Source organism: Micromonospora sp. KLBMP9576 (assembly GCF_050941805.1).
In the GTDB taxonomy this organism is placed as follows: Bacteria; Actinomycetota; Actinomycetes; order Mycobacteriales; family Micromonosporaceae; genus Micromonospora.
This window is the reverse complement of the sequence record NZ_CP194567.1, coordinates 5042025-5062500: the sequence shown is the minus strand read 5'-3', so window position 1 is coordinate 5062500 and position 20476 is coordinate 5042025. Positions and strand designations below refer to the sequence as shown.

Below are 20476 nucleotides of genomic sequence, written 5' to 3'. Positions count from 1 at the left end.
CAGTGAGACTGCGGGGGATAAGCTTCGTAGTCGAGAGGGAAACAGCCCAGATCACCAGCTAAGGCCCCTAAGCGTGTGCTAAGTGGAAAAGGATGTGGGGTCGCATAGACAACCAGGAGGTTGGCTTAGAAGCAGCCACCCTTTAAAGAGTGCGTAATAGCTCACTGGTCAAGTGGTTCCGCGCCGACAATGTAGCGGGGCTCAAGCACACCGCCGAAGCTGTGGCATTCACATTTTATCCTTGCTTGGACTTGATTCCTTGTGCAGGAGTGTGGATGGGTAGGGGAGCGTCGTGCCGGGGGTGAAGCAGCGGGGTGACCCAGTTGTGGACGCGGCACGAGTGAGAATGCAGGCATGAGTAGCGAAAGAAGGGTGAGAAACCCTTCCGCCGGATGACCAAGGGTTCCAGGGCCAGGCTAATCCGCCCTGGGTGAGTCGGGACCTAAGGCGAGGCCGAGAGGCGTAGTCGATGGACAACGGGTTGATATTCCCGTACCCGCGAAAGAGCGTCCCTGATGAATCTCGTTGTGCTAACCACCCAAACCAGTTTCGGCCTTCGGGTTGAGGTTGGGGAGCGTGGGAACCTGGCGGGTAGTAGTCAAGCGATGGGGTGACGCAGGAAGGTAGCTGAGCCCGGCCGGTGGTTGTGCCGGGGTAAGCGTGTAGGCCGTACCATAGGCAAATCCGTGGTGCATGAGGCTGAGACGTGATGCCGAGCCGATTCAGGTGAAGTCAGTGATCCTATGCTGCCGAGAAAAGCCTCTAGCGAGTTCTTAGCGGCCCGTACCCCAAACCGACACAGGTGGTCAGGTAGAGAATACCGAGGCGATCGGGCGAACTGTGGTTAAGGAACTCGGCAAATTGCCCCCGTAACTTAGGGAGAAGGGGGGCCGGAGACGTGAAGCCCCATGCGGGTGGAGCGTTGTATGGCCGCAGAGAGCAGGGGGAAGCGACTGTTTACTAAAAACACAGGTCCATGCGAAGAAGTAATTCGATGTATATGGACTGACGCCTGCCCGGTGCTGGAACGTTAAGGGGACCTGTTAGCTCTTCGGGGCGAAGCGGAGAACTTAAGCGCCAGTAAACGGCGGTGGTAACTATAACCATCCTAAGGTAGCGAAATTCCTTGTCGGGTAAGTTCCGACCTGCACGAATGGCGTAACGACTTCCCCACTGTCTCAACCACAGGCCCGGCGAAATTGCATTACGAGTAAAGATGCTCGTTACGCGCGGCAGGACGGAAAGACCCCGGGACCTTTACTATAGCTTGACATTGGTATCCGAATTAGTTTGTGTAGGATAGGTGGGAGCCGGTGAAGTCCATACGCCAGTATGGGTGGAGGCAATCTTGAAATACCACTCTGGTTGATTTGGGTATCTAACTTCGGACCGTTATCCGGTTCAGGGACAGTGTCTGGTGGGTAGTTTAACTGGGGCGGTTGCCTCCTAAAAGGTAACGGAGGCGCCCAAAGGTTCCCTCAGCCTGGTTGGCAATCAGGTGTTGAGTGCAAGTACACAAGGGAGCTTGACTGTGAGACTGACAGGTCGAGCAGGGACGAAAGTCGGGACTAGTGATCCGGCACTTGCGAGTGGAAGCGGTGTCGCTCAACGGATAAAAGGTACCCCGGGGATAACAGGCTGATCTTCCCCAAGAGTCCATATCGACGGGATGGTTTGGCACCTCGATGTCGGCTCGTCGCATCCTGGGGCTGTAGCAGGTCCCAAGGGTTGGGCTGTTCGCCCATTAAAGCGGTACGCGAGCTGGGTTTAGAACGTCGTGAGACAGTTCGGTCCCTATCCGCCGTGCGCGTAGGATACTTGAGAAGGGCTGTCCCTAGTACGAGAGGACCGGGACGGACGAACCTCTGGTGTGCCAGTTGTCCCGCCAGGGGCACGGCTGGTTAGCTACGTTCGGAAGGGATAACCGCTGAAAGCATCTAAGCGGGAAGCTTGCTTCAAGATGAGGTATCCCACCCACTTTGTGGGGTAAGGCCCCCAGCTAGACGACTGGGTTGATAGGCCGGAAATGTAAGCCCGGTAACGGGTTCAGTTGACCGGTACTAATAGGCCGAGGACTTGACTACTAAGCTGCTACGCGTCCACTGTGCAACTCTAGACAAACGAACAACACACCCCTGTGTGTGTGGTGTTGTTTGATATGTCTATAGAGTTACGGCGGTCATGGCGGAGGGGAAACGCCCGGTAACATTCCGAACCCGGAAGCTAAGCCCTCCAGCGCCGATGGTACTGCACTCGGGAGGGTGTGGGAGAGTAGGACACCGCCGGACAACTTTCGGTTCAGGGTCACCCTTCGGGGTGGCCCTGAACTGCGTTACGGACCCTTTTCACGGCCCACAGGCACACCGAGCGACCAGATGCAGCGGCCGTTCTCCGGCGGCCGGCCGGGCTTCATCGGCAGTTCGTGCGCCAGCAGAAAAGGCGAACGCCGCCCGGGCGGGAATGCCGGGACGGCCTGGAACGCCTCACGCGGCGGGCGGGAATGCCGGGACGGCCTGGAACGCCTCACGCGGCGTCACCCGCGGGTCTGGATCTCCTCGCGCATCGTGCGGAACAGCCCGCCGGCGTCGCCTACGGAGCGGCCCGGGAACATCGCCATCACCACGCTGCCGTGGTCCGCCCACCCGCAGACCGCGAAGTCGCCGCCGTCGCCACTGGTGGTGCCGCACTTCATCACGCCGCCGAGGCGCCCGGCGGGCACCTCGCGTACCTGCGTGACCTTGCCGGTCTCGTCGGTCAGCAGCCCGAAGAGGCTGTCCAGGTCCCGCTCCGGTTGCCAGATCAGGGTGGTGCCGCCGAACACAAGCACCGAACGCCTGTCGTCGGCGGGATCCCGGTAGACGGTGCCGAAGCTGCTGTCCAGGTCGATGTCCGCAGCGAACCCGCTGCGCAGGTAGTCGGAGGTGCTGCGGGCCCGGTCGCTGTCGTCCCGCACGAGGCCGGCGACCCGGTCCGGGGTGGCCAGGTCGGCCTCCTTCTGCTGTGCCACGCGCCAACCGGCGCTGCCGATCACCGCGGCGCCCGCGAGGCCGACGACGGCCGCCGCCGCCAGCGCCACCCGGCGGCGCCTCGACCGCGCCCCCCGCCGCGCCGGGCCCGGCTCCGGGTCCCGGTTGCTGAGCTGGATGGGCTCGTCGGTCAGGTCGATCGGCTCCGGGCCGCCGGCGACCGTACGCTCGGTGAGATGTGCGTCGGACATAGCCGACACCGTACGCGAACGGCAGGTGGCGCACGCCGGGTCCACCGAAGCGCTCCGTAGACTCTCAGGGTGACCGAGAGACTGGATGCCCGACGCCCCGACGCCCCGAGCCTTGCCGGCCAGTACCAGCCCGGCGAGGTGGAGCAGCGACGGTACGAGCAGTGGGTAGCCGCCGGCCACTTCCGGGCATCGGCGGACAGCGACAAACCCCCCTTCACCATCGTCATCCCGCCGCCCAACGTCACCGGCTCCCTGCACATGGGCCACGCGTTCGAGCACACCCTGATGGACGCCCTGACCCGCCGCAAGCGGATGCAGGGCTACGAGGCGCTCTGGCTGCCGGGGATGGACCACGCCGGCATCGCCACCCAGAACCTGGTCGAGCGGCAGCTCGCCGCGCAGGGCCTGTCCCGCCACGATCTCGGGCGGGAAAGCTTCGTCGAGCGGGTATGGCAGTGGAAGGCCGAGTCCGGCGGCGCGATCCTCGGCCAGATGCGCCGCCTCGGCGACTCCGTCGACTGGGACCGCGAGCGCTTCACCATGGACGAGGGCCTGTCCCGGGCCGTGCAGACCATGTTCAAGAAGCTCTTCGACGACGGGCTGATCTACCGGGCCAACCGGATCATCAACTGGTGCCCGCGCTGCCTGACGGCGCTCTCCGACATCGAGGTGGAGCACACCGACGACGACGGTGAGCTGATCTCGATCCGCTACGGCGACGAGGTGGTGGTGGCCACCACCAGGGCCGAGACGATGCTCGGCGACACCGCGGTCGCCGTCCACCCGGACGACGAGCGGTACCGGCACCTCATCGGCACCGAGGTCGCGCTGCCGCTCACCGGGCGGCGGATCCCGATCGTCGCCGACGAGCACGTCGACCCGAGCTTCGGCACCGGCATGGTCAAGGTGACCCCCGCGCACGACCCGAACGACTTCGAGATCGGCCAGCGGCACGACCTGCCGTCACTGACGATCATGGACGAGCGCGGCATCATCACCGCCCCCGGCCCGTTCCAGGGCCTGGACCGGTACGAGGCCCGGCCGGCGATCGTCGCGGCGCTGCGCGAGCAGGGGCTCATCGTGGCCGAGAAGCGGCCCTACGTGCACGCGGTGGGGCACTGCTCGCGGTGCAAGACGACCGTCGAGCCGCGGCTGTCGCTGCAGTGGTTCGTCAAGACCGCCCCGCTGGCTAAGGCGGCCGGCGACGCGGTGCGCGACGGCCGGGTGAAGATCGAGCCGGCGGAGCTGGCCAAGCGGTACTTCGCCTGGGTCGACAACATGCACGACTGGTGCATCTCCCGGCAGCTCTGGTGGGGCCACCGCATCCCGGTCTGGTACGGCCCGGACGGCGAGATCGTCTGCGTCGGCCCCGGCGAGCAGCCGCCGGCCGGCGAGGGCTGGCACCAGGACGAGGACGTGCTGGACACCTGGTTCTCCAGCGGCCTGTGGCCGTTCTCCACCCTCGGCTGGCCCGAGCAGACCCCCGACCTGGCGAAGTTCTACCCGACCAGCGTCCTGGTCACCGGCTACGACATCCTCTTCTTCTGGGTCGCCCGGATGATGATGTTCGGCCTGTACGCCATGGACGGCAGGGCGCCGTTCGACACGGTGGCCCTGCACGGCATGGTCCGCGACCAGCACGGCAAGAAGATGTCCAAGTCGTTCGGCAACGTGGTCGACCCGCTGGACTGGATCGACCGGTACGGCGCCGACGCCACCCGCTTCACCCTCGCCCGCGGCGCCAACCCCGGCGGGGACGTGCCGGTCAGCGAGGAGTGGTGCCAGGGCTCGCGCAACTTCTGCAACAAGCTGTGGAACGCCACCCGGTTCGCGCTGCTCAACGGCGCGCACACCGAGGGGCCGCTGCCGGCCGCCGACAGCCTGTCGACCGTCGACCGGTGGATCCTGTCCCGGCTGGCGCACGTCACCGCCGAGGTGGACGAGCAGTTCGAGGCGTACGAGTTCGCGAAGGTCTGCGACCTGCTCTACCACTTCGCGTGGGACGACGTCTGCGACTGGTACGTGGAGCTGACCAAGCCGGTGCTCGCCGAAGGGGGGCCGGCCGCCGAGGCCACCCGCCGGGTGCTCGGGCACGTGCTGGACCAGCTCCTGCGGCTGCTGCACCCGGTGATCCCGTTCGTCACCGAGGAGCTGTGGACCGCGCTCACCGGCGGCGAGACCGTGCTGACGGCGGCCTGGCCGACCGCCGACCGTACCGGCGTCGACGACGCCGCGGAGGCCGAGGTCGGCACGCTCCAGCGGGTGGTGACGGAGATCCGGCGGTTCCGCTCCGACCAGGGGCTGCGCCCGACGCAGCGGGTCGCGGCGCGACTCGACGGCCTGGCCGCCGCCGGCATCGTCACGCACGAGCCGCTCATCCGGTCGTTGGTGCGGCTGGACCCGGCCGGCGACGGATTCCAGGCCAGCGCCACGCTCGCCATGCCCGGCGACGTGAGCGTGGCTCTGGACACCCGGGGAACCATCGACGTGGCCGCCGAGCGGGCGCGGCTGACCAAGGACCGGGCCGCCGCCGAGAAGGAGACCACGCAGGCCCGGGCGAAGCTCGACAACCCGGCGTTCGTCGGCAAGGCACCGGAGCCCGTGGTCGCCAAGATCCGTGAGCGGCTGGCCGTCGCCGAGGCCGACCTCGTCCGCATCGACGCCGCTCTGGAGGCGCTTTCCTCGTGACCGACCGCACCGATTTCGCCGCCGTCGAGGCCGAGCTGGCCACGCGGGGGTTCACCCGGATGGCCTTCGAGCTCGACAAGATCGAGTCGCTGTTGGACCTGCTGGGCAGCCCGCAGCGGGCGTACCCGTCGATCCACCTGACCGGCACCAACGGCAAGACCACGACGGCCCGGATGATCGACTCGCTGTTGCGGGCGTTCGGGCTGCACACCGGCCGCTACACCAGCCCTCACCTGGAGACGGTCCGGGAGCGGATCGCCCTCGACGGTGAGCCGGTGGACGAGGCGCGGTTCACCGCCACGTACCGGGAGATCGCGCCGCTGGCCCGGCTGGTCGACGAGCGCGCGGCCGAGCCGCTGACGTACTTCGACCTGACCACCGCGCTGGCCTTCGCCACCTTCGCCGACGCCCCGGTGGACGTGGCGGTCGTCGAGGTGGGTCTCGGCGGCGCCGAGGACGCGACCAACGTGCTCCAGGCCGGGGTGTGCGTGCTCACCCCGGTGGGGCTGGACCACACCGAGTGGCTCGGCGACACCATCCAGGACATCGCGCTGGCCAAGGCGGGCATCATCCACCGGGGCGCGACGGTGATCTGCGCGGCGCAGGAGGACGAGGCCGCCGAGCCGATCCTGCAGCGCTGCGCCGAGGTCGGCGCGACCGTCGCCCGCGAGGGCGCGGAGTTCGGGGTGCTCGGGCGGGCGGTCGCCGTCGGCGGGCAGGTGCTCACCCTGCAGGGTCTCGGCGGCGTCTACGACGACGTCTTCATCCCGCTGCACGGGGCGCACCAGGCGCAGAACGCGGCGGTGGCGCTCGCGGCGGTGGAGGCGTTCCTCGGGGCCGGGACGAAGCGGCAGCTCGACGTCGAGGCGGTCCGGGAGGGCTTCGCCACGGCCAGCTCGCCGGGCCGGCTGGAGCGGGTACGCAACGCGCCTACCATCCTGCTCGACGGCGCGCACAACCCGCACGGGATGAGCGCCACGGTGACGGCGCTGCAGGAGGAGTTCGCCTTCAGCAAGCTGGTCGCGGTGGTCGGCGTCCTCGCGGACAAGGACGCGGCCCGCCTGCTGGAGCTGCTGGAGCCGGTGGTCGACCAGGTCGTGGTGACCCGAAACAGTTCGCCACGGGCGATGTCGACGGAGGAACTGGCCGAGTTGGCGGCCGACGTCTTCGGCCCCGAGCGGGTGGAGGTGGCCGAGGAGATGCCCGACGCGATCGAGACGGCGGTGGCGATGGCCGAGGAGGACGTACCGGGCGAGCTGAGTGGGGTCGGGGTGCTGGTCACCGGTTCGGTGGTCACCGTGGCCGACGCCCGCCGACTGCTGAAGCGATGAACGGGCCGGACGCCGACCGCCCGGTCGGCGCGGTTCCGGGCGATGACCGCCCGGCGCCCGGCGGGGCCGACGCGCAGCCCGTACCGTCGCGACGCTCCGGGCTGCGCAACCCGGAGCGGGCGGTCCGTGGGCTCGGTGCCGGCACGCTCAGCCTGGAGGCGCTGGTGCTGGTGCTGGCCATCCAACCGATCCGGGTGGTCGGCGGGGACCTGGGCGGCGCGGCGATCGGGACCGTCGTGGCACTGGCCGTGGCGGCGGTGCTGCTGGCCGGCATGATGCGCCGGCCGTGGGCCTGGCACGCCGGCACCGTCCTGCAGGGGCTGCTGATGCTGGCCGGCCTGCTGCACTGGTCGCTGCTCGTGCTGGGTGTCGTCTTCGCGCTGGTGTGGGGTTACGCCCTGCACGTGCGCCGGGTCATCCTGGGCTGACGGGTCGGGCGGGCCACCCCACCGTCGGCCGGGCGCAGCCGCACCACGCCTGCCCTTGCCGGCGACGTCGACCCGCCGCCCGGCGGGTCAGGCCTCGGCGCGTTCCCGCCACTGGGTCAGGGCGATGCCGTGCCCGTCCGGGTCGCGGAACGCCGCCGCCCACACCTCGAGCTTCGTGCCCCGGTTGACGACCCGGGGGGCGTACGTGAACCGGACGCCCGTCCCCCGCAGCCGCTCGTACGCGGAGCCGATGTCGTCCACCTCGAGGTTGACGTGCACCAGGCGGCGGCTGATCGGCGCGGCCTCGGTCACCTCCCGCAGCACGAGGCGGGTCGTGCCGGAGGCGAGGACCGCGTTGCCCGAACCCCGGTCCACCTCCGTGAAGCCCAGGTCCCGGTAGAAGTTCAGCGAGCGGGGCAGGTCGGTGACCAGCAGGGTGAGCCCGACCCCGGCGATCGGCGCCCCGAACTCGTCGCCGGCGACCGGGGCCTCGGCGCTCTCCCCGCCGGTGCCGGCGGCCTGGCCGGGGCCGAAGATCGCCTCGTCCAGTGCCGCCGGGCTGATCCGCTCGCCGTGCGGTGCGGGGTCGTCCAGGGGCAGGTCGAGCGGATCCGTCACCGGGGGCGGGCCGGGACGCTCGCCGGGCGCGTCGAACCGTTCCTCGGCGGGCGGACGCGGCGTCGGGGTGGCCCGGCGCGGCAGGGCGCCGGAGGCGGGCTGCTCGACGAGGGTGCCCTCCAGCACGACCGGCCCACCCGGGCGCTGGTGCATCACGACCGGCTCGCGCTCCTCGGGTCGCCCGACCCGGTCCCCGTCGAGCGGGTCGGAGGGCGGGTCGCCGGCGGGATCGCCGAACGGGTCGCCCGCCGGCGCCCGGACGTCCTCCCCGACGTCGTCGCGGAAACCGTCCCGGTGCTCGTCGCGGAAACCGTCCCGGAAGTCGTCGTGGAAGCCGGCCCGGAAGTCGTCGCGGTGTTCCTCCCGGAAGTCGTCCCGCTGGTCGACGCGGAAACCGTCGCGGTAGTCGTCGTCCGGCGCCCGGTCCGCCCACGGCGGCGCCTGCTGCTGGATCAGCACCTCGTCCAGCGGCTCGGCGCCCGCGTATTCGGGCGGCATGTCGGCCGCGACGGAGGCGGCGGTCTCCGCGTGGGTGGGCACGTCGTCCCAGAGCACCCGGACGTGCCGCTGGTCGTCCAGGGCCACCCGGATCGGCAGGGTCTGGCCCAGCGACGGCCACTTCGCCACCGGCACCCGCGGCTCGATGATCTTCTTGGACCGGGGCGGCAGCCCGGGCGCGTCGATCACCAGCTGGAGCTCGCAGCGGCCGAAGGCGTACTGGGTGGGCGGCTCAGAGGCGCTGTGCACGTGCCCGACGCCGACCACCCAGGTGCGCCCGCCCCCACGCACGGTGGCCAGCGCGATGGCCAGCACCAGCAGGGCGACCCCGAGCGCCACGATCGCCCAACTGGTCATGCCGAGGCCGAAGAGCACGACGAAGGTCGCCAGGGTGCCCAGCACCGCGGCGATCAACTTGCGTACCGGTGCGATGGGTCGGTTCCCGCCATTCGCCACAGTGGACCTCCTGAGGGTCAAGGGCCAGGCTAGGCCGGATCGGCCGCCGGAGGAAGCACCGACCGCCGCGCCGGCGCCGGGACCGGGTCGCTAGGCTGACCGTACCGATCCCGGCCGCCTTCCGCGCACAGGAGGAACCCAGCGTGTCCAGCAGCAGCCCCGACGAGCGCACCCTCGTACTGATCAAGCCCGACGCGGTCCGCCGCGGGCTGGTCGGTGAGGTGATCTCCCGCTTCGAGCGCAAGGGGCTGCGGATCGACGCGATGGTCTCCCGGACGATGGACGCCGCGCTGGCCGACAGGCACTACGCCGAGCACGTCGAGAAGCCGTTCTACCCGCCGCTGAAGGACTTCATGACCGGTGGCCCACTGGTGGCGCTGGTGCTGGCCGGTGACCAGGTCATCGACGTGGTGCGGGGGATCGTCGGGTCCACCGACGGGCGGAAGGCGACCGCCGGCACGATCCGGGGCGACCTCTCCCTGTCCAACCGGGAGAACCTGGTGCACGCCTCCGACTCGCCGGAGAGCGCCAAGCGCGAGATCGCGCTCTGGTTCCCCGAGCTGGGCTGACCCGCCGGCCACGACCGCGCCGATCAGCCCGTCCACCGCAGCTTGTCCGGGTTGCCGACCACGTGGAACGCGGTGATCCGGCCGTCGGCCGCCGCGAGCGTCAGCGCGTACCTGCTGGCGTCGGGCCGCACCATCAGCGCGGCGGGTTGGCCGTTGAGTTCCAGCCGCCGCACGGTGAACCGCCGGCCGGGCCCGTAGAGGCCGGCGACGAAGCGGACCACCCGGTCGGCGCCGGTCACCGGGTTGCGTGCCGCCTTCACCCGACCGCCGCCGTCGGTCCAGGCGATGGCGTCCGACGCGACCAGCCCGGTCAGCGCGGCCAGGTCGCCGTCGCGGGCAGCGGCGAGGAAGGCGTCCAGCAGTCGTTCCTGCTCGGCGCGGCCGGCGGTGAACCGGCGCCGGTCCCCGCCGATCCGGGCCGCCGCCCGGTGGTGCAACTGCCGGCAGTCGTCGACCGACCGGTCCAGGATCCCGGCGATCTCGGCGTACGGCAGCTCGAAGGCGGTGTGCAGCACGTAGACCGCCCGCTCCGGCGGGGTGAGCCGCTCCAGCAGGTGCAGCAGGGCGGTGGAGAGCGAGTCGCGCAGCTCGGCGGACTCCAGCGGCCCGAACGGTGACGGCGCGGTCGGCACCGGCTCGGGTAGCCATGGCCCGACGTACGTCTCGCGGGCGGCCCGCAGGACGCGCAGCCGGTCCAGCGCCAGCCGGGTGACCACCCGGGACAGGTAGCGCCGCGGCTCCGCGACCGTCGCCCGGTCGACGGCCAGCCAGCGCAGAAAGGCCTCCTGGAGCACGTCCTCCGCGTCGTGGCGGCTGCCGAGCAGGCGGTACGCCAGGCCGAGCAGCATCGGCCGGTGCGCGTCGAGCGCACCGGCCGCCTGCGCCGCGTCGGGGACCGTCACACGTCCGTGGGGAGGTCGGTGCGGCAGGTCACGGCGATGCGGTTCCAGACGTTGATGGTGGCGATCGCCACCAGCAGGTCGGCCAGCTCCTTCTCGGACCACACCTTCGCCGCGGCGTCCCAGACGTCGTCGGGCACGCCGTGCTCGCCGAGCCGGGTCACCGCGTCGGTGAGCGCCAGCGCGGTCCGTTCCCGCTCGTCGAAGAAGGGCGCCTCCCGCCAGGTGGCGACAGCGAAGAGGCGCCGGTCCGACTCGCCGGCGGCGAGCGCGTCCCGGCTGTGCATGTCGACGCAGAAGGCGCAGCCGTTGAGCACGGAGGCGCGCAGCTTCACCAACTCCAGTACGGTGTGCCCGACGTTCGTCCGGACGTACTTCTCCAGCCCCAGCACGGCCTGGTAGGCCTGCGGTGCCACCTCGGCCATGTTGATCCGTTGCATGACGACTCCTCGCTCCGGTCGATGTTGACACCCACACGACGGTGCGCAGAAGGCGTGGCGTGACAGCGGCGGACGTGAGCCCGGTCACGCCTGCCGGTGCACGGCAGGGCGGGCGCGGGTCCCGGGCCCGCGGGCACCCGTTGTCCGGCGCCGGCCGGCAACGTGCCAGCACCGCCCTCGACGGGCCGACTCACCAGCCGGTCGCCGCGCCACCCAAGCGGCGTTCTGTGCACCCGTCGGTTACCGTGACACCGCCCGTTCGCACACACTCCGCCGGAGGACCAGTGCTCCCGCTCTACACCATCGGCAAGCTCACCGTGGCGCCCGCGCTCCGGCTGGCCTTCCGTCCGACCGTGGAGGGGCTGGAGCACATCCCGGAGACCGGAGGTGCGATCTTCGTCGGCAACCACCTCTCGGTCGCCGACGAGTTGTTCCTCGGCACCGTGGTTCCCCGGCACCTGGCGTTCTGGGCCAAGTCGGAGTATTTCAAGGGCACCGGCCCGAAGGGCACCCTCACCAAGTTCGTCCTCACGGGCCTGGGCGCGATCCCGGTCGAGCGGGCCGGCGGTCGCGCGGCGCTCTCCGCGTTCGACTCCGCCATCCCCGTGCTCAAGGCCGGCGACCTCGTCGCGGTCTACCCGGAGGGGACCCGGTCGCCGGACGGCCGGCTATACCGGGGGCGCACCGGCGCGGCCCGGCTGGCGGTGGCGGCCGGCGTGCCGGTCATCCCGGTCGGCATGACCGGCACCGACAAGGCCCAGCCGATCGGGACCCGGGTGCCCCGCCCGGGACGCGCCAAGATCAACATTCGTTTCGGCAAGCCGCTGGACTTCACCGGCCGGCCCGACGACCGCACCTCGCTGCGCGAGATGACCGACGAGATGATGGCCGAGATCCAGAAGCTCACCGGCCAGGAGTACGTGCCCCGCTACGCCCCGCCGCGCGCGCACTCCGCCGGTTCCGGCGACGCCCCGGCCTGAACCGCGCCGGTTCACTTCTGGTCGGTCGTGACCACCTGTTCCCGCAGGGTGCCGAGCAGTTCGGCGCTGTCGTCGAGGGAGAGCCAGGTGAAGACCGCGGTGGCGATGCTGCCGTGGTCGACGGACGTGCAGACCACCACGTCCTGACCGTCGGCGCGGCCCACCGCGCAGCGCTGGTGCCGGCCGCGTAGGCCGGTGTCGATCGTCTGGGGCTCGCCGAGGGAGTACTGCCCGGCGAGCCGGGCGATCTCGCCCTCCGCGTCCGACTCGGGGGTGAACCGGAAACCGGTGCCGCCGAAGACCGTCACCCGCTTACCGGCGGGTGCGCCGTAGACGCCGGCGAAGGTCTCCTCGGCCAGCCAGTGCGCCTTGCGTACCTCCCCCTCCAACTGCTTGGCGGTCGCCTTGCTGGCGTTGTCGTCGCGCAGCCGCAGGTCGGCCACCTCGGCCGGCAGGGCGGCGTCGGCCGGGTACTGCGACGCCGCCGGGACCCCGTAGTAGGCCGGGCAGCCGCAGCAGCAGGCCAACGTGAGCAGCAGTAGCCACGGCCACCGGCGGCGCCGACGGGAGGGCGGACGGACGCGTTCCTGGGGGGCGTGGCGCTCCGGCGGCGGCGTCTTGACCCGACGCTGCCGCGGCGGTGCGGCCGGCGCCGGTGGCGGCGGTGCGGGGGGCGGTGGCGGCTCCGGGCGGGCCCGCGTGGCGGCCCGCGAGGCCGGCGGCGGAGAGACCGGATAGGCGACCGGCGGCGACGCGGCCGGATACGCCGTGCGGGGCGGTACGGGGGAGGGGTCGGGTGGCGTGGGAGGCCCCGGGTACGACCGGGTCGGCGGGGTCGCCGGGTAGGGCAGCGTCGGCGGCGGTGGCGGTGGCGGCGGCAGGTCCCACCCGCCGGTGTCCGCGCCCGCCCACGGGTCGACCGGGGTGCGGTGTTCGGGCTGCTCGGGCGGGGGCGCGGGCATCGGGGGGAGTTCGGCCGACTCTCCCCAGGCCGGCTTGCGCGGCTTGGGTGGGGGTACCGCCGCCGACCCGCTCCACCGGGGCGCGGGCGGCTCGGCCGGCGGCTCGGCGGCGGGGTACACCCGGGTGCCCCGCGGCCCCACCGCCCGGTCGGGGTCGGACAGCGCACGGGTGCCCTCCGGGCCGGTGCCGGCGTCGGCCATCCCCTGTGCCCCGGCGTCGCCCGGAACCGGTCGCGCGGCGTCGCCGGCGTCGGTCGCGGTGGGCTCCGATTCGTCGGTGGGCAGCTCACGGGTGCCCTCCGGCCCCGTGCCGCCCCCGGGGGCGGCGGCTGCGGGGGAGACCGGGGGCTCCTCGGTGACCGCCGGATCCCGACCGTGGTCCTGACCCGGGGGACTCCCGTCGGCCGGCCGTTCCATGCCCGGCTGCGGCTGCGGCATCGCGGCAATCTCCTCTCGCGCCGGTCCGAGGTTAGTACCGACCCGCCAGCATGGCGATCCGGGCCACCGCCGTCACCGCACCGGACCGGCCCGTGACGGGCCCGCCGCGCTGGTGGGCGGCGCGGCGTCCGGCGTGCGCGCGGTCGCCGCCGCCGGGCCGCGTACCCTTGGGCTTCATGAGCGTCCCGTCCACCACGCCACGTCCCGTCGCGGCCAATTCCGTCTGGCCCCGGCTGGAGTCGCTGCTGCCCCAGGTCACCAAGCCCATCCAGTACGTCGGTGGCGAGTTGGGCGCGGTGGTCAAGGACTGGGACGCCGCGGCCGTGCGCTGGGCTCTGATGTATCCCGACGCCTACGAGGTCGGCCTGCCCAACCAGGGCGTGCAGATCCTCTACGAGGTGCTCAACGAGCTGCCCGACGTGCTCGCCGAGCGGACCTACGCGGTCTGGCCGGACCTGGAGAAGCTGATGCGCGCGCACGGCGTGCCGCAGTTCACCGTCGACGCACACCGCTCGGTGCGCGACTTCGACGTTTTCGGCATCTCCTTCTCCACCGAGCTGGGCTACACCAACCTGCTCACCGCGATCGACCTGGCCGGGATTCCGCTGCTGGCCGCCGACCGCACCCACGCCGACCCGGTGATCGTGGCCGGCGGTCACGCCGCGTTCAACCCGGAGCCGATCGCCGACTTCATCGACGCCGCCGTGCTCGGTGACGGCGAGGAGGCGGTCCTGGAGATCACCGGGATCGTGCGGGAGTGGAAGGCCGAGGGCTCCCCGGGCGGGCGCGACGAACTGTTGCTGCGCCTGGCCCGCACCGAGAGCGTCTATGTGCCGCGCTTCTACGACGTGGACTACCTCCCCGACGGGCGCATCCAGCGGGTCGTGCCGAACCGGGCGGACGTGCCGTTCCGGGTGCACAAGCGCACGACCATGGACCTGGACGCCTGGCCGTACCCGAAGAAGCCCCTGGTACCGCTCGCGGAGACCGTGCACGAGCGGTACGCGGTGGAGATCTTCCGCGGCTGTACCCGGGGCTGCCGGTTCTGCCAGGCCGGCATGATCACCCGGCCGGTGCGCGAGCGTTCCATCACCACGGTCGGGCAGATGGTGCGCGAGGGGCTGGAGTTCTCGGGTTTCCACGAGGTGGGTCTGCTGTCGCTGTCGTCGGCCGACCACTCCGAGATCGGCGACATGTGCTCCGGGCTGGCCCAGCAGTACGAGGGCACCAACGTCTCGCTCTCGCTGCCGTCGACCCGGGTCGACGCGTTCAACATCGACCTCGCGCAGGAGCTGTCCCGCAACGGCCGGCGCACCGGCCTGACCTTCGCCCCCGAGGGCGGGTCGGAGCGGATCCGCAAGGTCATCAACAAGATGGTGTCGAAGGAAGACCTGATCCGCACCGTCGTCACCGCGTACACGAACGGCTGGCGGCAGGTGAAGCTCTACTTCATGTGCGGCCTGCCCACCGAGACCGATGAGGACGTCCTCGAGATCGCGGACATGGCCCACGAGGTGATCAAGGCCGGGCGGGCCGCGACCGGCTCGAAGGACATCCGCTGCACGGTCTCCATCGGCGGGTTCGTGCCGAAGCCGCACACCCCGTTCCAGTGGGCGCCGATGGAGCGGCCGGAGGTCATCGACCACCGGCTCAAAATCCTCAAGCAGGCGATCAACGCGGACCGCTCGCTGGGTCGCGCGATCGGCTACCGCTACCACGACGGCGAGCCGTCGCTGATCGAGGGCCTGCTCAGCCGGGGCGACCGCCGGGTCGGCGCGGTGATCCGCAAGGTGTGGGAGAACGGCGGCCGGTTCGACGGGTGGAGCGAGCACTTCTCCTACCAGCGCTGGGTGGACGCGGCGGCCGAGGCGCTGCCCGCCTTCGGGGTGGACCTCGACTGGTACACCACGCGGCGGCGCGACGAGCTGGAGGTCCTGCCCTGGGACCACCTGGACTCGGGCCTGGACAAGGACTGGCTCTGGCAGGACTGGCAGGACTCGCTCAGCGAGTACGAGCAGGACGACTGCCGCTGGACCCCGTGCTTCGACTGCGGCGTCTGCCCGTCGATGGACACCGAGATCCAGATCGGTCCCACCGGCAGGAAGCTCCTCCCGCTCACTCCGGTCAACGGCATGAAGCTCCCCACCGGCGCGCAGCAGTAGCCCCGCCGCCGGTGGGCGCCGCCCCGGTGCGGTGCCCGCCGCGCGGCGGGTTGATCATGTGGCTATCGTCAGCGGCACGCGAGTCGCGAGCAGTGCCGACACGGTCAACCGGTTCCGACACGAGGAGCACGACGATCAGTAGGAAACCACAGCCAGAGGGCGGCCAGGCGCCGGTCGTCCAGCGGGTTCGGATCCGGTACGCCAAGCGCGGTCCGCTGCGCTTCACCTCGCACCGGGACTTCGCCCGGGCGTTCGAGCGGGCGTTGCGCCGCGCGGGCGTGCCGATCGCCTTCTCGCAGGGCTTCACCCCGCACCCCAAGATCTCGTACGCCAGCGCGGCCCCGACGGGCGTCGCCAGCGAGGCCGAGTACCTGGAGATCGGCCTGCGCGAGCAGGTCGACCCGGCGCAGCTGCGCGCCGCCCTGGACGCCGCACTCTCACCCGGGCTCGACGTGCTCGACGCCGTCGTGGCCACCGGCGGGAGCCTCGCCGACCGGATCGAGGCGTCGCACTGGCGCATCGAGCTGCCCGAGGTCGACCCCGCTGTCCTGCATCGGGCGGCTTCCGCCTTCGCCGCCGCCGACGAGGTGCTGGTCGAGCGGATGACCAAGCAGGGCCGACGCACCTTCGACGCCCGCGCGGCAGTTATCCGTATCGATGTCGTCGCGGCGGCGGAGACGCCTTCCGGGGCAGCGGCCGTACCGTGTGCGATACTCGAACTGGTCGTGCGGCAGGTCACCCCCTCCGTGCGACCCGATGACGTCCTTTTCGGCCTCCGCGTGGTGGCCGACCTGGAGCCGCCGGTTTCGCCGAGGGTGATCCGGCTGGCACAGGGCACGCTGACCGCGCAGGATGCGATCGCGGATCCGTTGGACGCGGACCGCGACGGGGCAACCATCGGTGAACGCTGACCGTCGGTCAGCGTTCAGGCAGGCAGACTTCGGCGGTCGCGCACCGTGCGCGCCCGGCGGAAACACTTTTGCGGCGACCCTGCGTGGCAGCGCTCACCCGCGCCCGGGGCAGCCAGAACTGGAGAACCTCCATGCTCGAGAACGAGCCCGAGGGCGGCGAACGGACCGGTTCGCAGCCGGCCGACGACACCCCTGACAACCGCGCCGTCGACAACGCCGGCGCGGGGAACACCGCCGACGCCGCCGCGACAGGTGCGGCCGAACTCGCCCCGGCCGCGCCGGCGAGGCGGCGTACCACCCGGCGGCGGGCCGCCGCCCCGTTGAACCAGCCGGAGCAGACCGAGGCCCCGGTCGAGGCGTCCGCGGCAGCCGCGTCGGGCAGCGGCGAGGCGCCCCAGGCCGAGGTGTTCGCCCCCGTCTCCGGCGACCTCGACGTGGCCCCGAAGGCGACGCGCCGTCGCCGCAAGGCCACCACGGCGAAGGCCGGCGAGGAGGGCACCGCGCAGGCCGCCGACAGCACCGCGCAACCCGCCGACGTCGCCGCGCAGGCGAGCGGGCAGGCGCCGGTCGCGGCGGAGCAGGCACCCGCCGAGCCGGCCGCGCCGCCGGCCAAGGCGACGCGTACCCGCCGGAAGAAGGCCGTGGCCGAACCGGCCGCGCAGACTCCGGCCGACGCCGACGCACAGCCCGTCGAGACCGACCGGGCCGGCACCGCGCCCGCCGCCGCCGGGCCGCCGGCGGCCGGCAGCGGCGCGCAGAGCCGCTCCGGCGAGGTTCCGCCCGGCGTGGCGGTGACCCCGCCCGCCGAGGAGGAGCCGGCCGTCGAGCCCGAGCCGCGCACCCGTCGCCGGCGGGCCGCGCTCTCCGCACCGACCGTGCTGTTCATGGCCCCGCAGCCGGAGGACGTCCCGGTCGCCCGGGTCGTCGCCCCGGTCCAGGCGCCGGAGCCGGAGCCGGAACCGGAGGAGGAGGAACTTGCGGCCGACGAGCCGGTGGAGGCGGTCGAGCCGACGCGCCGTCGCCGGCGGGGCCGCCGCGACGTCGAGGCGGTCGAGGTCGCCGAGCCCGAGGAGCCGGCCGAGGAGGCCGACGAATCCGAGGACGACGACGAGGACGAGGACGACGAGAGCGCCGCGGCCCGCCGCCGGCGCCGGCGGGGCCGTCGCGGCCGTGGCCGGGGCAAGGGCGGCGCGGACGACGCCGAGGACGATGAGTCCGAGGAGTCCGCGCAGGCCGACGCGGAGGAGACCGAGGGCGACGAGGACGAGGACTCCGAGGGCGGCGACGCGCTGACCCGCCGTCGCCGTCGTCGCCGCCGCCGCGGCGCGGGAGACGTCGAGGCGGGCGCCGACGACGGCGTGCCGACCGTCGTCAAGATCCGCGAGCCGCGCAAGACCGTCGACGAGGTGCAGGGCGTCTCCGGCTCCACGCGGCTGGAGGCCAAGCGGCAGCGCCGCCGCGACGGCCGCGAGCAGCGTCGCACCCGGCCGCCGATCCTCAGCGAGTCGGAGTTCCTGGCCCGTCGCGAGGCCGTCGACCGGGTGATGGCGGTACGCCAGCGCGGCGACCGTACCCAGATCGCCGTCCTGGAGGACGGGGTGCTCGTCGAGCACTACGTCACCCGCAACTCCTCGACCACGATGGCCGGCAACGTCTACCTCGGCAAGGTGCAGAACGTCCTGCCCAGCATGGAGGCGGCCTTCGTCGACATCGGGCGCGGCCGCAACGCCGTCCTGTACGCGGGCGAGGTCAACTGGGACATCACCGGCCTGGAGGGCAGGGCCCGCTCGATCGAGCAGGCGCTGCGCTCCGGCGACTCGGTGCTGGTGCAGGTCACCAAGGACCCGATCGGGCACAAGGGCGCCCGGCTGACCAGCCACATCGCGCTCTCCGGCCGGCACCTGGTGTACGTTCCCCACGGCAACGCCTCCGGCATCAGCCGCAAGCTGGCCGACACCGAGCGCAAGCGGCTGCGGGACGTGCTGAAGAAGATGGTGCCCGACGGCGCGGGCGTGATCGTCCGGACCGCGGCCGAGGGCGCCAGCGAGGACGAGCTGGCGCGTGACGTCAAGCGCCTGCAGGCGCAGTGGGAGGACATCCAGGCCAAGGCGGCCGAGGGTGGCGCCCCGGTGCTGCTCTACGAGGAGCCGGATCTGGTCATCCGGGTCGTCCGGGACCTGTTCAACGAGGACTTCCGCGAGCTGGTGATCGAGGGCGAGCAGTCGTACGGCATGGTCGAGTCGTACCTGTCGCACGTCTCGCCCGACCTGGTCGCCCGGCTGCGCCGGCACGTCGGCACCACCGACATCTTCGCCGAGTACCGCATCGACGAGCAGATCATCAAGGGGCTGGACCGCAAGGTCTTCCTCCCCTCGGGCGGATCGCTGGTGATCGACCGGACCGAGGCGATGACGGTCGTCGACGTCAACACCGGCAAGTACACCGGCTCCGGGGGCAACCTCGAGGAGACGGTCACCCGCAACAACCTGGAGGCGGCCGAGGAGATCGTCCGCCAGCTCCGGCTGCGTGACCTCGGCGGCATCGTGGTGATCGACTTCATCGACATGGTGCTGGAGTCCAACCGTGAGCTGGTGCTGCGCCGGCTCACCGAGTGCCTGGGCCGGGACCGCACCAAGCACCAGGTCACCGAGATCACCTCGCTCGGGCTGGTGCAGATGACCCGCAAGCGGATCGGCGCGGGACTGCTGGACGCGTTCAGCGAGACCTGCGAGTGCTGCAAGGGGCGGGGCCTGATCGTCCACACCGAGCCGGTGCCGGAGAAGGCGCGTCCCAGCGGCGGCGCGGGGGAGAAGGTCAAGGCGGTCGCCTCGGCCGTGCCCGCCCCCGCGGCGGAGCCGGGTGCCGGTTCGACCCGGCGGCGGGCGCGTAAGACCGCGCCGGCCGAGCGGACCGTGGTCGAGGTCGCCGAGACCGACACCGACGCCGACGCCGGCCCGGGCGCCACGGAATACCACGACACGATGGGCTACGACCTGTCCCGCTACGCGGCGGACACCCCCGCCGCGCCGGATGTCGCCGACAGCCAGACGGGCGAGTCGGCCCGGCTGGCCGCGCCGGACGACCCGGACGCGCTGTCCGACACCGACGGCGACGAGGCGGACGGCGGCGCCGGCCGGCGCCGGTCGCGCCGCAGCGGCGCGCGACGGCGTACCCGGCCGTGACGGGCTGACCGGCTCGACGTGTGACAGGGCCCCTTCCCCGGCGATGACCGGCGGGAGGGGCCCTGTCGTATGGTCGGTCCCCGGCCACGATCGGCCGCCTGCGGTCAGGAGAAGAACGATGCGCCGTCTGCTTGCCGTCACCGCGGTCACCGCTGTCCTGTTCGCCGGCGCCGGGTGCGCGGCCGAGCGGCCGGCACCCACCGCCCCGCCCGCTGGCGGCCCCACCAGCGCCGACACGCCGGGCGGGCCCACCGGCGCCGCACCGGGATCCGGGCCGGGGGCCGGCAGCGGCACGGCCGGCGGCAACGCCCCCGAGGTGTGTGCCGCGGCACAGCGGGCCGGCGAGACCGCCGTGCGGACGTACGTCGAGGAACTCGGCAAGATGGTGGCGGCGGTCGGGGCGAACGACTCCGCGGCGGCCCGCACGGCCCGGGAGCGCATCTCCACGGCGCTGACCGACTGGCGCAGCACGCTGCGGCGGGAGTCGGGCCGGGCCGAGGACGCGCAGCTCAAGACGCTTCTCGTGGACATGGCGGCGGAGGTCGGCACGCTGGGCACCGACGTCGACTCGATCGACGAGACCGAGCTCGACCGGCTCCGGCAGCGGCTCGACCAGCTCTGCGCCCGCTGACCGGCGGGGCCCGGTTTGGGCGTCGGCCCACACATGGCGTACGCTGGCCGACGGCACACTTTGGTG

General features: G+C 71.8%; 14 protein-coding genes and 2 rRNA genes (1 of these 16 running past the window's edge). 11 read left to right on the top strand and 5 right to left on the bottom strand.

The genetic code is table 11. The annotated features are described in order from the left end of the window. Together ACQ452_RS22250 and rrf are read left to right on the top strand one after the other, a co-directional pair. A 23S ribosomal RNA gene (locus ACQ452_RS22250) occupies window positions 1-2084 on the top strand (it extends 1026 nt beyond the left edge of the window). A gap of 87 nt (window positions 2085-2171) precedes the next feature. After that, window positions 2172-2288: ribosomal RNA gene (rrf, locus tag ACQ452_RS22245) — 5S ribosomal RNA — on the top strand. 245 nt (window positions 2289-2533) lie between these two features. Here rrf and ACQ452_RS22240 read toward each other — a convergent pair. Further along, window positions 2534-3217, bottom strand: coding sequence for a hypothetical protein (locus ACQ452_RS22240; RefSeq protein ID WP_433387036.1), 684 nt, complete (start codon window positions 3215-3217; stop codon window positions 2534-2536). Window positions 3218-3286: 69 nt separating this feature from the next. On the opposite strand from ACQ452_RS22240, the gene ACQ452_RS22235 reads away from it, so the two are divergent. The 3 genes from ACQ452_RS22235 to ACQ452_RS22225 are packed head-to-tail and all read left to right on the top strand — an operon-like array spanning window position 3287 to window position 7664. Continuing rightward, window positions 3287-5905: a valine--tRNA ligase gene (locus ACQ452_RS22235; protein WP_433387035.1), complete on the top strand. Its 2619-nt coding sequence runs from the start codon at window positions 3287-3289 to the stop codon at window positions 5903-5905. Next, window positions 5902-7236, top strand: coding sequence for a bifunctional folylpolyglutamate synthase/dihydrofolate synthase (locus ACQ452_RS22230; RefSeq protein WP_433387034.1), 1335 nt, complete (start codon window positions 5902-5904; stop codon window positions 7234-7236). The genes ACQ452_RS22235 and ACQ452_RS22230 overlap by 4 nt, the downstream gene beginning before the upstream one ends. Continuing rightward, complete coding sequence (locus ACQ452_RS22225) at window positions 7233-7664, top strand: DUF4233 domain-containing protein (RefSeq protein ID WP_433387033.1); 432 nt, start codon at window positions 7233-7235, stop codon at window positions 7662-7664. Before ACQ452_RS22230 ends, ACQ452_RS22225 begins: the two co-directional genes overlap by 4 nt. Window positions 7665-7751: 87 nt before the next feature. On the opposite strand, the gene ACQ452_RS22220 is transcribed toward ACQ452_RS22225, so the two are convergent. After that, window positions 7752-9236: a VOC family protein gene (locus ACQ452_RS22220; RefSeq protein WP_433387032.1), complete on the bottom strand. Its 1485-nt coding sequence runs from the start codon at window positions 9234-9236 to the stop codon at window positions 7752-7754. Between the two features lie 143 nt (window positions 9237-9379). Between ACQ452_RS22220 and ndk the strand changes: the two genes are divergently transcribed. After that, window positions 9380-9805: a nucleoside-diphosphate kinase gene (gene ndk, locus ACQ452_RS22215; RefSeq protein WP_433387031.1), complete on the top strand. Its 426-nt coding sequence runs from the start codon at window positions 9380-9382 to the stop codon at window positions 9803-9805. Window positions 9806-9828: 23 nt separating this feature from the next. Here the strand turns inward: ndk and sigJ are convergent, their stop codons facing one another. Continuing rightward, window positions 9829-10707 (bottom strand): RNA polymerase sigma factor SigJ, encoded by an 879-nt coding sequence (gene sigJ / locus ACQ452_RS22210; RefSeq protein WP_433387030.1) that lies wholly within the window; start codon window positions 10705-10707, stop codon window positions 9829-9831. Then, entirely contained in the window at window positions 10704-11144 is a 441-nt protein-coding gene (locus ACQ452_RS22205) for a carboxymuconolactone decarboxylase family protein (RefSeq protein ID WP_433387029.1), read from the bottom strand. Before ACQ452_RS22205 ends, sigJ begins: the two co-directional genes overlap by 4 nt. Before the next feature lie 284 nt (window positions 11145-11428). On the opposite strand from ACQ452_RS22205, the gene ACQ452_RS22200 reads away from it, so the two are divergent. Then, window positions 11429-12124 (top strand): lysophospholipid acyltransferase family protein, encoded by a 696-nt coding sequence (locus tag ACQ452_RS22200; RefSeq protein WP_433387028.1) that lies wholly within the window; start codon window positions 11429-11431, stop codon window positions 12122-12124. Window positions 12125-12135: 11 nt separating this feature from the next. Here ACQ452_RS22200 and ACQ452_RS22195 read toward each other — a convergent pair whose 3' ends face one another. Further along, window positions 12136-13248 (bottom strand): hypothetical protein, encoded by a 1113-nt coding sequence (locus ACQ452_RS22195; protein WP_433394330.1) that lies wholly within the window; start codon window positions 13246-13248, stop codon window positions 12136-12138. A gap of 452 nt (window positions 13249-13700) precedes the next feature. On the opposite strand from ACQ452_RS22195, the gene ACQ452_RS22190 reads away from it, so the two are divergent. The 4 genes from ACQ452_RS22190 (at window position 13701) to ACQ452_RS22175 (ending at window position 20410) form a co-directional block, all read left to right on the top strand. After that, window positions 13701-15686: a TIGR03960 family B12-binding radical SAM protein gene (locus ACQ452_RS22190; protein ID WP_433387027.1), complete on the top strand. Its 1986-nt coding sequence runs from the start codon at window positions 13701-13703 to the stop codon at window positions 15684-15686. Between the two features lie 215 nt (window positions 15687-15901). Further along, on the top strand, window positions 15902-16597 hold the full coding sequence (locus ACQ452_RS22185; protein ID WP_433394328.1) for a TIGR03936 family radical SAM-associated protein: 696 nt from the start codon (window positions 15902-15904) through the stop codon (window positions 16595-16597). Between the two features lie 131 nt (window positions 16598-16728). Further along, window positions 16729-19779 carry an Rne/Rng family ribonuclease gene (locus ACQ452_RS22180; RefSeq protein ID WP_433387026.1) on the top strand — a complete coding sequence of 1017 codons (3051 nt, stop codon included), beginning with the start codon at window positions 16729-16731 and terminating at the stop codon, window positions 19777-19779. A gap of 118 nt (window positions 19780-19897) precedes the next feature. After that, the gene (locus ACQ452_RS22175; RefSeq protein WP_433387025.1) at window positions 19898-20410 is read left to right on the top strand and encodes a hypothetical protein; all 513 of its coding nucleotides are present in this window, start codon (window positions 19898-19900) and stop codon (window positions 20408-20410) included. The last annotated feature ends 66 nt before the right edge of the window (window positions 20411-20476 follow it).